Here is a 15,168-nt window from a genome sequence, read left to right as displayed (position 1 = left end):
TATGTGCAGGTGTATTGCGGCGCAAACTTTATAAACCCGTTTTCAAAACTGACTACATTTGCAGCAATTTTTAAATGACTTATCCAGCCACATATCAGCAGCAGTTTGACGAACATAAAGTTTGCGTAATTATACCAACTTATAACAACGCAAAAACACTGGCGGCAGTTATTACAGACGTAGCAGCTTACACAACAAATATTATTGTGGTAAACGATGGTTCTGCTGATGATACAGCCACCATACTTGCAGCATTTACCCGGCTGGATGTTGTTGGTTACCAAAAGAACATGGGGAAAGGCTGGGCACTGCGCCAGGGATTTAAGCGGGCCGTTGCATTGGGTTACCTGTATGCCATAACCATTGATTCGGACGGGCAGCATTTTGCCAAAGACCTGCCTGTATTTCTTGAAAAACTGGGAACGGAAAAGCAGGCAATCATCATCGGCTCAAGAAATATGAACCAGGATTTTGTACCTGGTAAAAGCAGTTTTGGCAATAAATTTTCCAGCTTCTGGTTTAGGGTAGAAACAGGTATAAAAGCCCCCGATACACAGTCTGGCTACAGGCTCTACCCTTTGCAGCCACTGAGTAAAAAGCAATTCATTACCCGCAAATATGAATTTGAAATTGAAGTACTGGTAAGGGCAGCGTGGAGTGGTATAAAAATAACTTCGGTACCTGTCTCTGTATATTATGCACCAAAGGAAACACGTGTTTCACATTTCAGGCCGTTCAAAGATTTCACAAGGATCAGCATACTGAATACGGTACTTGTACTGATTACATTCCTGTATATAAAACCACGCGATTTTTTCAGGAGTATTGTAAAAAAAGAAACATGGCGCGCCTTGTGGTACGAGGAGTTTTTAAAACCTTCTGAGCCGGACATTGTGAAAGCCGCCTCTGTTGCATTTGGCGTGTTTATGGGTATTGTGCCCATCTGGGGCTTTCAACTGGTAACAGCTATTTTTTTATCAATATTACTGAAGTTGAATAAGCCGGTTGTAATAGTGTCTGCGCACATCAGCATACCCCCCATGATACCTTTTGTGATTTTTCTCAGTTACATCATGGGTAGTTATTGGATGGGCGAACATGCCATTGACTTTTCGTTTAATACAGAGATCTCTATAGATGCCATTAAACAGAATCTTAAGCAATATATTTATGGCAGCATAACGCTGGCAGTGGTGGCAGGTATTACCGCGGGCTTACTAACGCTGGCACTTCTGAAAATTTTTAAAAAGAAAACGGCAGCAGCAGTTCAGGAATAACAATGGAAAAATTTTTCTCCCGTATATTTCGCTATTTCAGCAACCATAAAACTGCGCTGTATCTTTCATTTGCAATAAGCATTACCGTTTTCGGCTACTGTACCAGCAGGGTAAACTTTGAAGAAGACATTTCGAAAATATTACCCAACGATAAAAAGATTGAAAAGCTCAACAGTGTTTTTCAAAACTCAAAATTTGCAGACAAACTTGCCATTACCATTTCGCTGAGAGATGCTTCAGCCGGCGCGCAGCCTGACAGTCTTGTAAGTTTTGCTGACACTCTGGTTGCACGTGTACAGCAACGTCTTATGCCTTATATAGCCAAACTTAACTATAAGGTTGATGACAATACCGCATTGGAACTGTTCAGCACCATTAATGATCATTTGCCGGTGTTTCTTTCCGCGAAAGATTATACCACCATAGATAGCCTTATACAACCTGCAACGGTACAGCAAACCCTTGAAGGAAACCTGAGAACACTGGTGTCGCCATCAGGCTTTGCACTCAAGCAAATGATCAGCAAAGACCCGGTAGGTATTTCTTTTATCGGGCTCAAAAAAATACAGCAACTTCAATACGATGATAATTTTGAGCTGTATGATGGTTATATTATTACAAAAGACCAGCGGCACCTGCTGATCTTTATAACGCCTGCCTATACTGCCGGCAATACCGGTAAAAATGCTGTTTTGATACATGGCCTGGACGATATTATAGATAGCCTGACTAATACTGCTTACAAAAATATTACAGCGGATTACTTTGGCGCCGCCGCCGTTTCATTGGGAAATGCCGAACAATTGCGTAGAGACACATTGCTTACACAAGGCATTACTGTATTATTTGTCATTGCTTTCATAGGCATATACTTTAAAAAGAAAAGGGCGCCGCTACTGGTTTTAATACCGGTAATGTATGGTGCGCTGTTCTCACTTACAGCTATTTATTTTATCAAGGGTAGTATTTCTGTAATAGCACTGGGTACCGGTTCCGTTATACTTGGCATAGCTATTAATTACTCACTGCATGTATTCAACCATTACCGTCACACGCGCAGCATAGAACAAACGATAGCAGATTTATCTTTTCCTTTAACCATTGGCAGCTTTACCACGATTGGCGGCTTCCTTTGCCTGGAGTTTGTACAATCTGAATTACTGAAAGACCTTGGTTTATTTGCAGCATTTAGTTTGATAGGCGCTGCATTGTGCAGTCTTATTTACCTGCCCCACTTTATACAAACGAAAAAGGCAGACGTAGCTCAAAACCATACAGTTTCTTTGATTGATAAACTGGCGGCGTACAGCCCGCAGCGAAACAAAGTATTGATTACTGTTATCCTTGCCCTCACCATTTTCTTTTCCTTTTATGTAAGCAGGGTTGGCTTTGATGCCGATATGCTGCACATGAACTACATGCCGGAAAAACTGCAACAATCGGAGGCCGCGCTCAATAACCTCAACCAGGCTGCACTTAAATCCGTTTATCTTGTTGCAGAAGGCAAAAACCTCGATGAGGCACTGCGCAATAACGAGCGGCTCTCGCAAACAATAGATTCACTGAAAACAAAACAAATTGTTACGCGCTACTCAGGTGTTTCCTCACTGGTTATTTCTGACTCTTTGCAAAAACAACGTATTGCCATGTGGCAGCAATACTGGACAGAAGCAAAGAAACAGGCGCTGCTGCAAACATTACAGTCAGCAGGCGGTGCGCTGAAGTTTTCCGCAACGGCATTTGATCATTTCGAAACACTGTTGAATACAGATTTTCAGCCGATGAATGATACGGTGTTGAATGATATCAGGAAAAAATTCCTGGACGATTATATTTCAGAAACATCGGCAGGTGTAAACGTGGTAACACTGCTGAAAGTGGCCGATAACAATAAACCAATTGTATACGCACAATTCGATGACGAACAAAATGTGACCGTTCTTGACAAGCAATACCTGGCAGATAAAATGGCCGGCGTAATAAGGGATGATTTTAGCAGTATTGCTTATATGTCATCAATACTGGTGTTCGTGGTATTACTGATCACGTACGGCAGAATAGAACTTGCGCTCGTATCATTTATACCAATGTTTATTACATGGATATGGATCCTGGGTATTATGGCACTGTTTAATATCCAGTTCAACATCATCAACATTATTGTATCGGCGCTGATATTTGGTCTTGGCGATGACTACAGCCTGTTTATAATGGATGGACTGATCCAGGAATATAAGACGGGCAAAAAAAATCTTTCCTCGTTCAAATCTTCCATCTTTCTTTCAGCAATCACCACCATAGCAGGTTTGGGTGTGCTGATCTTTGCAAAACACCCGGCACTGAAGTCCATTGCATTTATATCCATCACCGGTATTCTTTGCGTGGTGCTTATTGCGCAGGTAATGATTCCTTTTCTATTCAACTTTCTGATCGCTGACCGGGTTAAACAACACAAATTTCCCTGGACAGCATCTGGCTTATTTAAATCTGTCTTTTCTTTTACATACTTTTTTTTGGGCAGTATTTTGCTGACCATTGCCGGGTTCTTCCTGGTCATTATTTTTCCTTTTGGCAAAGAGCGCGGCAAACTGATCTATCATACCCTGCTGTCGAAATACACATGGTCGCTGATGTATATCATGAGCAATGTGAAAAAGCGCATCATCAACCAACACAAAGAAGATTTTAAAAAGCCTGCAGTCATCATCTGCAACCACCAGTCTTTTCTCGATATTCTCTGCACCACCATGCTATACCCAAAACTTATCCTGCTTACCAATCAGTGGGTATGGAAATCGCCGGTGTTTGGCTGGGTAATAAAAATGGCCGACTATTATCCTGTTGCAGATGGTATTGAAAACAGTATAGAACTTTTAGCCGACCGTGTAAAACAGGGCTATTCCATTGTTATATTTCCCGAAGGCACACGCACGGTTGATGGTAATATGAAACGATTTCATAAAGGTGCATTTTACCTTGCTGAAAAACTAAACATCGACATACTGCCCATTATTTTTCATGGCTCGGGTTATACCATGACGAAACATGATTTTTTGCTGAAAGACGGAACCATTACGCTTACCATCGAAGAAAGAATACCGCCGGGGGCGGGGGCATCGGTGTTTGGCGACGATTACGCCACCAAAACAAAAAACATCAGCCGTTGGTTTAAGCACCGCTTTGCTGAAATAAGCTCCGCTATTCAACAACCGGCTTACTACAAAGAACAACTGAAGTACAATTATATATACAAAGGGCCGGTGCTGGAATGGTACATGAAGATCAAGACAAGACTGGAAAAATATTACCAGCCTATACACGACCTGCTGCCCAAAAGTGGTAACATGCTCGATCTTGGGTGCGGCTATGGGTTTATGAGCTATACCCTGCATTTCGCATCGCCGGAACGAAAGATCACAGGAATAGATTATGATGAAGAAAAAATAGCTGTGGCCAGTCATTGTTTTAGTAAAGACGACGGTATACATTTCATGCATGCTGATGCCACGGCTTTTGAAGGCAATACGTACGATGCCATAATCATGGCTGATATGTTGCACTACCTTACGTCTGACCAGCAAAAAGCGTTAATAGCAAAATGTATTGCACACCTGAATGCTGGGGGTACAATACTGATACGCGATGGCAACACAGAGCTGAAAGAGCGGCATGCCAACACAAAGCTTACCGAGTTCTTTTCAACTAAGCTGACCGGTTTTAACAAAACCTCAGGCAAGGGGCTAACGTTCTTTTCTGCGCAACTGGTAAAAGATATTGCACAAGCATACGATATGCAATGCATTGAAGTAGATAACACAAAATATACATCGAATGTTATTTACCTTTTGCGGCATAGCAGTAAACAAATTAGTGATACCGAAGCAAGACTGAACAATGCTGAATAGTATTGTTGCAGTACAAGTGAGTGACACAACGAAAGCAAAATAGCAGCAATGCAGTTGGTTACATAAACAATATTTTTGGGCCATGCATTTGAATAAGTATGAGACACCTGTTGCGTCGCACTCTTGTACGGTTGAAGCAACATTGGGCAACGCGAAGACAGTTTGCAAAAAATGAAACACAACAACGTTATAATAATCGGAAGCGGCATTGGCGGCCTTGTTTGCGGCGATATCTTAAGCCGCGAAGGTTACAGCGTTTGCATAATAGAAAAAAACCGCCAGCTTGGTGGTTGCCTGCAGGTATATGCACGCAATAAAGTTGTGTTTGATTCCGGTGTGCATTATGTGGGTGGTTTGGCCAAAGGGCAAAACCTGTACCAGTTGTTTAAATACTTAGGCATTATCGGCAAAATGAAACTGGAGAGAATGAATGCTGATGCGTTTGATAAAATCATGATCAGCGGCGATGATAAAGTATATGCACTGGCACAAGGGTATGATAATTTTATTGCCACATTACTAAAAGACTTTCCCGAAGAAGAAGCTGCCATTAATACCTACTGCGATAAAATAAAAGAAGTTTGTTCAAAGTTTCCGCTATACAACCTAGAAGCCGGAGATGGCTTTGATGAAAAGCTGAGCGTGATGAGTATTGATACAAAAACCTACCTCGCATCCATCACAGAAAACAAGAAGCTGCAACAGGTGCTTGCCGGCAACAACGCTTTGTATGCCGGCGTTGGCAACGAAACACCGTTTTATGTTCATGCACTTATTACAAACAGCTATATAGAAAGTTCGTGGAAGTTTGTTGATGGCGGATCTCAGATTGCAAAATACATGGCGGCCAACATACGGGCACATGGCGGTAAGATCATCAACAATGCAACTGTTACAAAGATCGTAGAACAGGATGGCAGGGTTACACATGTATTACTGCAGGATGGCACAGCGCTGTACGCAGACCATTTTATTTCGAACATGCACCCGGCCAAAACGATAGACATTACAGAAACAACTTTTTTTAAAACGGCCTACAAAAACAGGATAAAAAGTTTGAAAGACACCATCTCGGGTTTTATTGTAAACATTGTATTAAAAAAAGATTGCTTTCCCTACTTCAAGCACAATTATTACTGGCACCGGGAAGGTCACCTGTGGTCACAGGCAGATTACACTGCAGAAAACTGGCCGTTGGGCTATGCCATTTTCTTATCTGCCACATCAAAAATAAAAGCGTGCGCCGAAGGTTTTACCATATTTAGCTATATGCGTTACGAAGACGTACAACAGTGGGAAAATACATTTAACACCGTAACACACGAAAATGACCGCGGTGAAAGTTACGAGGCCTTTAAAAAGGAAAAAGCGGAACGGCTGATCGATGTTGTATGCGAAAATTTTCCGCAACTGAGAGATTGCATCAGCACATACTACGTTTCAACACCGCTAACCTTTCGCGATTATATTGGCACAGATGACGGATCTTTATACGGTATAGCAAAAGATTATAAAGAACCTTTAAAAACATTTATGTCGCCGCGTACAAAGCTGCCAAATCTTTACTTTACAGGCCAGAATCTAAATCTGCATGGCGTATTGGGTGCTGCTATCAGCGGTATAGTAACCAGTACCGCTGTAATGAACAGCAATGAAATCATTAAAAAAATAAAGGATGCTTAAACGAAGGAAGTTCTGGAAAAGAGTGGCGTATGTATTGGGCAGTTTCCTTGCATTGCTCCTGATTTTATTTATTTACCTGGCTTCGGTCTCAAAGATTGACCCACCGGAAGTAAAAGATAGAAGCAGTTTACAACTATCACGTACAGAGATCAGCCCCAACTTTTACGCATTAAAGAATGACTGGTTCCATAAAAGCAATACAGGCTTATACGAACTGTACACAGAAGGAGAGCCTTTTGAGCGCGGTGTTATCAACGGCAAACTAACCACAGAACTCATCAAAAGACAGGAAGACTATTTTAGTGCACAGATCAAAAAAATGATCCCCTCAGATTTTTACCTGCGCTTCTTAAAATACTTTATCGGCTTTTTCAACCGCAACCTGGCAGACAATATTACAGAAGAGTACAAAGAAGAGATTTACGGTGTTTCGCAATCAGCATCTGACCAGTATGACTACATTGGCGATAATTATTCACGTATTCTAAACTATCATGCGGCGCATGATATTGGCCACGCATTGCAAACAATGGCGCTCGTAGGCTGTACCTCGTTTGGCACATGGGGTGCTATGAGCCAGGATAGCACAATGATCATTGGCCGTAATTTTGACTTCTACATCAACGATGATTTTGCCAAAGAAAAGATCATCTCTTTCTGCAACCCGGCACAGGGATATAAGTTTATGTATGTAACCTGGGGCGGTTTTACCGGCGTGGTTTCTGGTATGAACGAAAAAGGATTAACTGTTACCATCAACGCTGCAAAGTCAGATATACCGGGCGGTTCGGCTACACCGGTGTCGCTGGTTGCTAAAGAAATTGTACAATATGCGCAGAATATTGATGAAGCCGTTGCCATAGCCAGGAAAAGAAAAATGTTTGTATCAGAATCTTTTCTTGTAGCGTCTGCGGCCGACAAAAAAGCCGTGGTAATAGAGAAAACGCCCGACTCTTTAGACATCTACGATCCCAATAAAAACTTTATTACCTGCGCCAACCACTTCCAGGGAAACCAGCTAAGCAAACTGGCGTCTAACAAAGAGCAGATGGACCAGAGCGCATCTGTGTACCGGTACAACCGGTTGTCGCAGTTACTACAGCAAAATGGCAAAAACACGGTAGAAAAAACGATCGCAATTCTAAGAGATCATGCAGGCATCAATAACGCCAACATCGGGCTTGGCAACGAGAAAGCACTGAACCAGTTTATTGCACACCATGCCATTGTTTTCGAACCCGAAAAACTGCGTGTATGGATCTCTACTTCGCCATGGCAGATGGGCCAGTTTGTTTGTTATGATCTGCATACCGTTTTTGCACTTGCCGGCTTAAAGACCAGCCGCGAAGTGTACGATTTTTCGCTCACAGTAGCCGCAGATCCGTTTATGCAAACACAGCAATTCAAAGACTTTATCACTTACAGGAATTATGCGCATGACATCAGCGATGGTAAAACGATCAATACCGACAGCCTCATTGCAAAAAATCCCGGCTATTATCATGCGTATGTGTTGGCCGGCGATTATGCTTTCAACAGAAACGAATATCAAAAAGCGCTGGGTTATTATAAAACTGCATTAACCAAAGTTATTGCTACCAAAAAAGAAGAGGCACATATCAAAGAACAGATAGCTGCCTGCAACGAAAAACTACATCAGTAAACATCCATGCCTTCGTGGTTAATGAGTAATTTTTTTCCAGGCATTTGTAGTCATGGCATCGCCTGTTGTGTCACTCACTTGTACGTTCTATCTTTGTGGCGGCTGTAGCGTTCCTTATCGCGATCTGGCCGCACTGCAGTTATTACATCTTTTCTATACAAACATTGGCCAGGATACCACCCCGAGAAACTACTACCCTTCATTATCGCAGCTTTATAAAGAACATATTATAGCCTGTCAACCTTGGTGCTTATTCCTTACTTTGCGTACTTTGCATTACTCAACATTTACACAGCAACTGCAATGATAAAAGGCATCGGCACAGATATTATAGAAGTAGAAAGAGTAGCGCAGAAAATTCAGAAAGAACAGGGGTTTCGTGAGCTCGTTTTTTCTGTGGCAGAAATCAATTACTGCGAAGCGAAGACGAATAAATTTGAACATTATGCTGCGCGTTTTGCTGCCAAAGAAGCACTGGGCAAAGCGCTGGGTCTTGGCTGGGCAGAGGGCACAACCATTAACGAGGTAGAAATACTCAATCGGCAAAACGGGCAGCCATACATACATTTTCTTGGTGAAACTGCTGCAAAAATTGCTGCATTGAATACAGGAAACATTTATGTTTCTTTGTCGCATATAAAAACATTTGCCACTGCCATCGTAATTATTGAACAACAGCATGCATAATAACAGCAACATTGCTTTTCAGCCGGCAACAGTTATACAAACATTCCAGGAAACAAAACTTAAAGAGTTACTGGCATACCTGCAGCAGCGTTCACCTTTTTATCAGCAGTTGTTTGCAGCCGGAAAGATAGATGTGGCTGCTATCAATTCCCTTAGCGACCTGGCAATGTTGCCAACAACAGGTAAAGAAGATCTCCAAACAAGAAACGATGAGTTTTTATGTGTGCCTAAAAGCAACATAATAGAATATACTTCTACTTCAGGAACAATTGGCAAACCTGTAACCATTGCACTAAGCGATCATGACCTGGACCGCCTGGCTTACAACGAATACTCATCTTTCATTTGCGCAGAAGGTTCATCGAACGATATTTACCAGTTAATGCTTACGCTGGACAGGCAGTTTATGGCCGGCATGGCCTATTATACGGGCATACGTAAAATGGGTGCAGGCATTATACGTGTGGGGCCCGGTGTTCCATCTTTGCAGTGGGAAACCATTGCCCGTCTGCAGCCAACGGCCATTGTTGCAGTACCCTCTTTCATTGTTAAACTAATGCAGTATGCAGAGCAACATAAGATCGACATCAACAACACATCTGTAAAAAAAGCAATCTGCATTGGCGAGAATATTCGCCACACCGATTTTTCGCTGAATGTACTCGGCAAAAAAATTACCGGCGCCTGGAACATTGATTTGTATTCAACGTATGCTTCTACTGAGATGCAGACTGCCTTTACAGAATGCAGGGCACAGCAGGGCGGGCATTTGCAGCCAGACCTGCTGATTGTGGAATTACTGGATGACAATGACAATCCTGTTGCACCGGGCAACCCCGGCGAGGTAACGATCACCACATTGGGTCTTGAAGCAATGCCGCTGCTGCGGTACAAAACCGGCGACATTTGCATTGCACACCATGAGCCCTGCAGTTGCGGCAGAAATTCATTACGGCTCTCTCCTGTTATAGGCCGCAAAAAACAAATGATCAAATACAAAGGCACCACACTGTTTCTGCCGGCTTTATCAGACATCCTGAACGATATGGAAGACATTGTTGATTTTGTAGTGGAAGTGTATGCCAATGACCTGGGTACCGACGAAATCTTATTGCACCTAGTACGCAGGCATGATACACCAGAATCAGATCACAAGATAAGAGCCTACCTGCAGGCAAGGCTACGGGTTAGTCCCCACATAACTTATATAACCAGGGAACAGATGGTGCAACTGCAATTTCCCGATGGCGGAAGAAAACCATTGAAGTTTATTGATAAGAGGTAACCCTACGCTAAATTTCTTCAGAAAATATACCTCACCCTATATCCCTCTCCAAAGGAGTGGGATTTTAAATGTTCATGTTAAACGCTTTGCTATTCTTAATTTACGCCTCCATCTTCGCATTGCTGAATAAAGCGCTATGCGTACAAGAGTGCGACGCAACGAAAGCTCAATGCCTGTACTGCTGCCCGGCCCCAAAAATTTATCATACTTTTTGCTGCTTTCGGCTGTAATATTACAACCCATTTTATGCAGCTAAAAAAGACGATAGGATACCGTGTAATCAAAGATTGGTTTACGTTGAAGCAATTTGCACCATTTACATTCCAGGAAGAAACCTGGCAACATCTCATCAATGGCAAAAGCGGCCTGGTAAATGCACCCACGGGTTGTGGTAAAACGTTTTCCGTGTTTATCGGCAGTGTAATACAGTTCATCAATGAGCATCCAGCCACCTATCAAACCAAGGCAAAAAATGGCTTGCAGTTGTTATGGATATCGCCATTGCGGGCCCTTGCAAAGGATGTTGGCCGTGCAATGGAAGAAGTAATTGCAGAATTGGGCATGCAATGGAAAGTGGGCATCAGGAACGGAGATACAGATGTTGCGGTGCGGCAGCAACAGAAAAGAAATATGCCCGAGGTGCTGATCATTACCCCGGAAAGCCTGCACCTGCTGCTGGCGCAAAAAAACTATCCTGATGTGTTTAAACAACTACGCACCATTGCTGTAGATGAATGGCATGAGTTGATCGGCAGTAAACGCGGTGTGCAGGTAGAACTGGCCATCAGCAGAATTGTGCACCTGCTTCATACAACAAAACTGAGTGTGTGGGGTATTAGCGCCACTATTGGCAACCTGGAAGAAGCAAGGGAAGTATTGCTTACGCCGGCAGGTTATAAAGAGAGCGTGATTGTAAAAGCCAACCTGCACAAACAAACAGAGGTCTTTTCCATTATCCCGGACGAAATAGAAAAATACCCCTGGGCAGGGCATCTTGGTATAAAGCTGGCAGCGCACATCATCCCCATAATTGAGAACAGTAATACCACGCTTATTTTCATTAACACCAGAGGTATGAGTGAGCGCTGGTACCAAACCATATTAGACATTGCACCACAACTGGCGGGCGCCATTGCACTGCACCATGGCAGTATAGAACAGGAGTTGCGCTTATGGGTAGAAGATGCATTACACACACAACGGTTAAAAGCAGTGGTTTGTACGGCCAGCCTCGATCTTGGTGTGGATTTTCGCCCGGTTGATACCGTGATACAGGTGGGTTCGCCAAAAGGTGTATCACGCTTTATGCAACGTGCCGGCCGCAGCGGGCACAGACCCGGTGACGTTAGCAGGATATACTTTCTGCCAACGCATACGCTTGAACTGGTAGAAGCGGCCGCGCTGAAAGAGGCCATCAAAGAAAAAGTGATCGAGAGCCGGGAACCGATGGTACTTTGCTTTGACGTACTGATACAATACCTCTGTACACTGGCTATTGGCGAAGGTTTCAGCGCGCCGGAAATACTGGAGGAAATAAAAACGACATATTGTTTTGCTGACATCAAAGAGCGTGAATGGCAGGAAGTACTGAACCATATTACCTACGGCGGCAGGGCTTTGGAACACTACGATGAATACAAAAAAGTAGAGTTTGAAGATGGCCTTTACCGTATACGCAACCGGCGTATTGCCATGCGCCACCGTATGCATATTGGCACCATTGTAAGCGATGCCATGATGAAAGTGAAGTTTATGACGGGTGGCTACATCGGCGTTATAGAAGAATGGTTCATCAGCAGGCTGGAGCCCGGCGACGTTTTTGTTTTTGGCGGCTATAACCTTGAGCTGGTGGCCATCAAAGACATGACCGTGCTTACACGCAAATCGAAATCCAAAAAGGCCATTGTACCCAGTTGGATGGGCGGCCGCATGAGCCTTACCGCCAACCTCGGTCATGTGCTGCGTGCAACATTCAACAAAATTGCAGCCAACGACCTGGATGAAGTTGAACTAAAAAGCCTTGAACCACTTTTCGTATTGCAAAGAACGCTTTCACATATTCCGCAATCCAATGAACTGCTGATAGAACACATTGAAGATAAAGATGGTTACCACCTGATTGTTTACCCGTTCGAAGGCAGGCAGGTACACGAAGCCATGAGTTCGCTCATGGCATACCGCATCAGTAACATTACGGCCATTACATTTTCCATTGCCATGAATGATTATGGGTTTGAACTGCTGAGCGACAAACCCATACCCGTTGATGATACAAATGTTTACGAACTTTTTACCACCACAAACCTGCTGGCAGATATACAGAAGAGTGTAAATTCTGTTGAAATGGCTACAAGAAAATTCAGGGATATTGCTGTAATAGGCGGGCTTATTTTCCAGGGTTTTCCCGGCGAGCAAAAAAAGGCGCGGCACCTGCAATCCTCTGCCGGACTGCTTTTCAAGGTATTCAGCGAGTACGACCCCAACAATATTTTATTGCGGCAGGCATACCAGGAAGTATTTGACCAGCAAATGGAAGAAGTACGTTTACGCAATGCGCTGGAACGCATACAACAAAGCAGGATCATGCTCATGTTTCCTGAAAGACTTACACCACTCTCCTTCCCCATTATAGTAGATGGTCTCAGCCGTTATAACCTTTCATCAGAAAGGCTGGAAGACAGGATAAGAAGAATGCAGCAACAACTCGAAGAAGATTGATGTAACCGGCAGCAGTGCTGGTGGCATCGCCTGTTGTGTCACTCACTTGTACTACAGCAACTGTATGCAGCACGCCTGGTCTATCTTGCAAAAGTTCCGTTTAGCCTTCGCATTATGTTGAGCGGGTTACCGTCTTTCAACGCATCAGGCAAAAGCTCCTGTGGGCAATCCTGCCAGCAAAAAGGCCTGGCAAAACGTTTTATGGCATCTGCACCTACAGAAGTACTGCGTGCATCTGTTGTAGCGGGGTATGGGCCACCATGCACCATAGCATAGCAAACTTCTACACCGGTAGGTACGCCGTTATAAACGAGCCGCCCAACTTTTGATGACAGTGTTGCTATGCAATCTTCAAATTCGTGGATGTCTGCTGTAGTGCCTGTAACAGTGCCTGTAAGCTGACCGTGCAACGCCTGCAGGGCCTGCTGCATCTCGTTTTTATTATTGCATTCCACAATTAATGTGGCCGGCCCGAACATTTCTGTTTGTAGTACTTCGTTGTTAATAAAATCCTGCGCAGCAACTTTTAGCAAAGCAGTGGCCGCTTTTGTTTCCTGTGCAAGGCTATCATTGTTAAAGATGGTTTCTACGCCACTTTCTTTCATCAACTGCTCTTTATTGGTATAATAGCCTTTGCACACATTTGCATTGAGCATTACTGCGGCAGGCGTGGCCTGTAATTTTTCAGCAAGCTGCCGGGTAAAGGTCCTGGTGCCTGCATCGTTTAATACAAACAACAAGCCCGGGTTGGTACAAAACTGCCCCGCACCCAAAGCTACAGACGCGGCAAACTGTGTAGCTACTTTAGCTGGATCTTCAGCAAGTTGTTTGGGTAAAATAAGTACGGGGTTTATACTGCTCATTTCTGCATAAACAGGAATGGGTTCTTTACGCTCGTTGGCTGCTTTGTATATAGCCATGCCTGCTTTGTAAGAACCGGTAAACCCAACGGCTTTTACCAGCGGATGTTTTACCAATGAAAGGCCAGTGCCTGCACCTGTGCCATTGAGGGAGGAAAAGACACCATCAGGCATATTACATTTTTTTGCTGCGCTGATGATGGCGCCGGCCACCATTTCGTTTGTACCCAGGTGCGACTCATGTGCTTTAACGATCACCGGGTTGCCTGCGGCGAGTGCAGCAGCGGTATCTCCACCGGCAGTGGAAAAAGCAAACGGAAAATTGCTTGCGCCAAATACCACAACAGGCCCGAGAGGCACGAGCATTTTCCTGAGATCAGAACGCGGCAGAGGTTTTCTTTCCGGCAATGCTTCATCAATTACAGCTTCTACCCATGAACCTTCGCGCAGCAAGTCTGCAAACAACTTCAACTGGCCTGTTGTTCGGCCTCGCTCACCAAGCAGGCGCGCCTCGGGCAAACCGCTTTCCTGCATGGCGCGTTGTATCAGTGCATCGCCCAGCAACATTATTTCGTCTGCTATTGTTTCCAGGAAGATTGCTCTTGCTGTAGCCGGTATATTTTTATAGGTACTGAATGCTTCTGAGGCTTTGCTTACTGCTTCGTTTACTTCTTTGTCTGTGGCTACAAAAAACTGCTCCTGCAGAGTGCTGTTGGTTACAGGGCTAAACGCTGTAAGTGTTTCTTTTCCCAGGGCTGTTTCTGCAAAGCCGGCATAATTGATTCCTTTGACCATGGTACATATTTTTATGAAGTAAACGAAGTTCCTTGTTTTGCCTGTTACTGCTATGCTGACGGGTAAATTTTTAGCAGTTTATTTTTGTGGTGCGATGCATGCGGCAGGTTGTATATCGGTTAGCGTGGCTGTGCACATGCTGAATAAAGATGCAAAAGTACAAGTGAGTGACACAACAGGTGATGAATAAAGTACAACAGCCGGCCACAAAAATTTTGTATTGTATTAAAAAAGCTTAATTTAATGTATTGCTTACTGCTTGCACTACAGAAACTAAAAACCGGCACCATTATGA

At 43.7% G+C, this 15,168-nt stretch carries 8 protein-coding genes; 7 read left to right on the top strand and 1 reads right to left on the bottom strand.

Annotated elements, in window-relative coordinates; all coding sequences use genetic code 11:
- Positions 1–74: 74 nt before the first annotated feature.
- The 7 genes from I5907_RS20760 to I5907_RS20730 all read left to right on the top strand — a co-directional run bounded on the left by I5907_RS20760 (position 75) and on the right by I5907_RS20730 (position 13,218).
- The gene (locus tag I5907_RS20760; protein ID WP_196992767.1) at positions 75–1,277 is read left to right on the top strand and encodes a DUF2062 domain-containing protein; all 1,203 of its coding nucleotides are present in this window, start codon (positions 75–77) and stop codon (positions 1,275–1,277) included.
- 2 nt (positions 1,278–1,279) lie between these two features.
- Positions 1,280–5,182, top strand: coding sequence for a 1-acyl-sn-glycerol-3-phosphate acyltransferase (locus I5907_RS20755; protein ID WP_196992766.1), 3,903 nt, complete (start codon positions 1,280–1,282; stop codon positions 5,180–5,182).
- Between the two features lie 171 nt (positions 5,183–5,353).
- Positions 5,354–6,865: a phytoene desaturase family protein gene (locus I5907_RS20750; RefSeq protein WP_196992765.1), complete on the top strand. Its 1,512-nt coding sequence runs from the start codon at positions 5,354–5,356 to the stop codon at positions 6,863–6,865.
- Positions 6,858–8,528, top strand: a complete 1,671-nt coding sequence (locus I5907_RS20745; RefSeq protein ID WP_196992764.1) for a C45 family autoproteolytic acyltransferase/hydrolase — start codon at positions 6,858–6,860, stop codon at positions 8,526–8,528. The genes I5907_RS20750 and I5907_RS20745 overlap by 8 nt, the downstream gene beginning before the upstream one ends.
- 303 nt (positions 8,529–8,831) lie before the next feature.
- Positions 8,832–9,215 (top strand): holo-ACP synthase, encoded by a 384-nt coding sequence (gene acpS / locus I5907_RS20740; RefSeq protein ID WP_196992763.1) that lies wholly within the window; start codon positions 8,832–8,834, stop codon positions 9,213–9,215.
- Positions 9,208–10,500: a flexirubin biosynthesis putative acyl-CoA ligase FlxY gene (gene flxY, locus I5907_RS20735; RefSeq protein ID WP_196992762.1), complete on the top strand. Its 1,293-nt coding sequence runs from the start codon at positions 9,208–9,210 to the stop codon at positions 10,498–10,500. The genes acpS and flxY overlap by 8 nt, the downstream gene beginning before the upstream one ends.
- Positions 10,501–10,746: 246 nt before the next feature.
- Entirely contained in the window at positions 10,747–13,218 is a 2,472-nt protein-coding gene (locus I5907_RS20730; protein ID WP_196992761.1) for a ligase-associated DNA damage response DEXH box helicase, read from the top strand.
- An 80-nt stretch (positions 13,219–13,298) separates the two neighbouring features.
- On the opposite strand, the gene I5907_RS20725 is transcribed toward I5907_RS20730, so the two are convergent.
- Positions 13,299–14,873 carry an aldehyde dehydrogenase (NADP(+)) gene (locus I5907_RS20725; RefSeq protein ID WP_196992760.1) on the bottom strand — a complete coding sequence of 525 codons (1,575 nt, stop codon included), beginning with the start codon at positions 14,871–14,873 and terminating at the stop codon, positions 13,299–13,301.
- Between the last annotated feature and the right edge of the window lie 295 nt (positions 14,874–15,168).

Source organism: Panacibacter microcysteis (assembly GCF_015831355.1).
GTDB classification, from domain to species: Bacteria; Bacteroidota; Bacteroidia; order Chitinophagales; family Chitinophagaceae; genus Panacibacter; species Panacibacter microcysteis.
The sequence above is the reverse complement of the archived record's forward strand: the minus strand, read 5'-3'. Positions and strand labels throughout refer to the sequence as shown.

Bases quoted from the DNA above. Each gene is read 5' to 3' on its own strand.
- I5907_RS20745 (WP_196992764.1), top strand. From the start codon at position 6,858: ATGCTTAAACGAAGGAAGTTCTGGAAAAGAGTGGCGTATGTATTGGGC.
- I5907_RS20760 (WP_196992767.1), top strand. From the start codon at position 75: ATGACTTATCCAGCCACATATCAGCAGCAGTTTGACGAACATAAAGTT.
- flxY (WP_196992762.1), top strand. From the start codon at position 9,208: ATGCATAATAACAGCAACATTGCTTTTCAGCCGGCAACAGTTATACAA.
- I5907_RS20725 (WP_196992760.1), bottom strand. From the start codon at position 14,873: ATGGTCAAAGGAATCAATTATGCCGGCTTTGCAGAAACAGCCCTGGGA.
- I5907_RS20730 (WP_196992761.1), top strand. From the start codon at position 10,747: ATGCAGCTAAAAAAGACGATAGGATACCGTGTAATCAAAGATTGGTTT.
- acpS (WP_196992763.1), top strand. From the start codon at position 8,832: ATGATAAAAGGCATCGGCACAGATATTATAGAAGTAGAAAGAGTAGCG.
- I5907_RS20755 (WP_196992766.1), top strand. From the start codon at position 1,280: ATGGAAAAATTTTTCTCCCGTATATTTCGCTATTTCAGCAACCATAAA.
- I5907_RS20750 (WP_196992765.1), top strand. From the start codon at position 5,354: ATGAAACACAACAACGTTATAATAATCGGAAGCGGCATTGGCGGCCTT.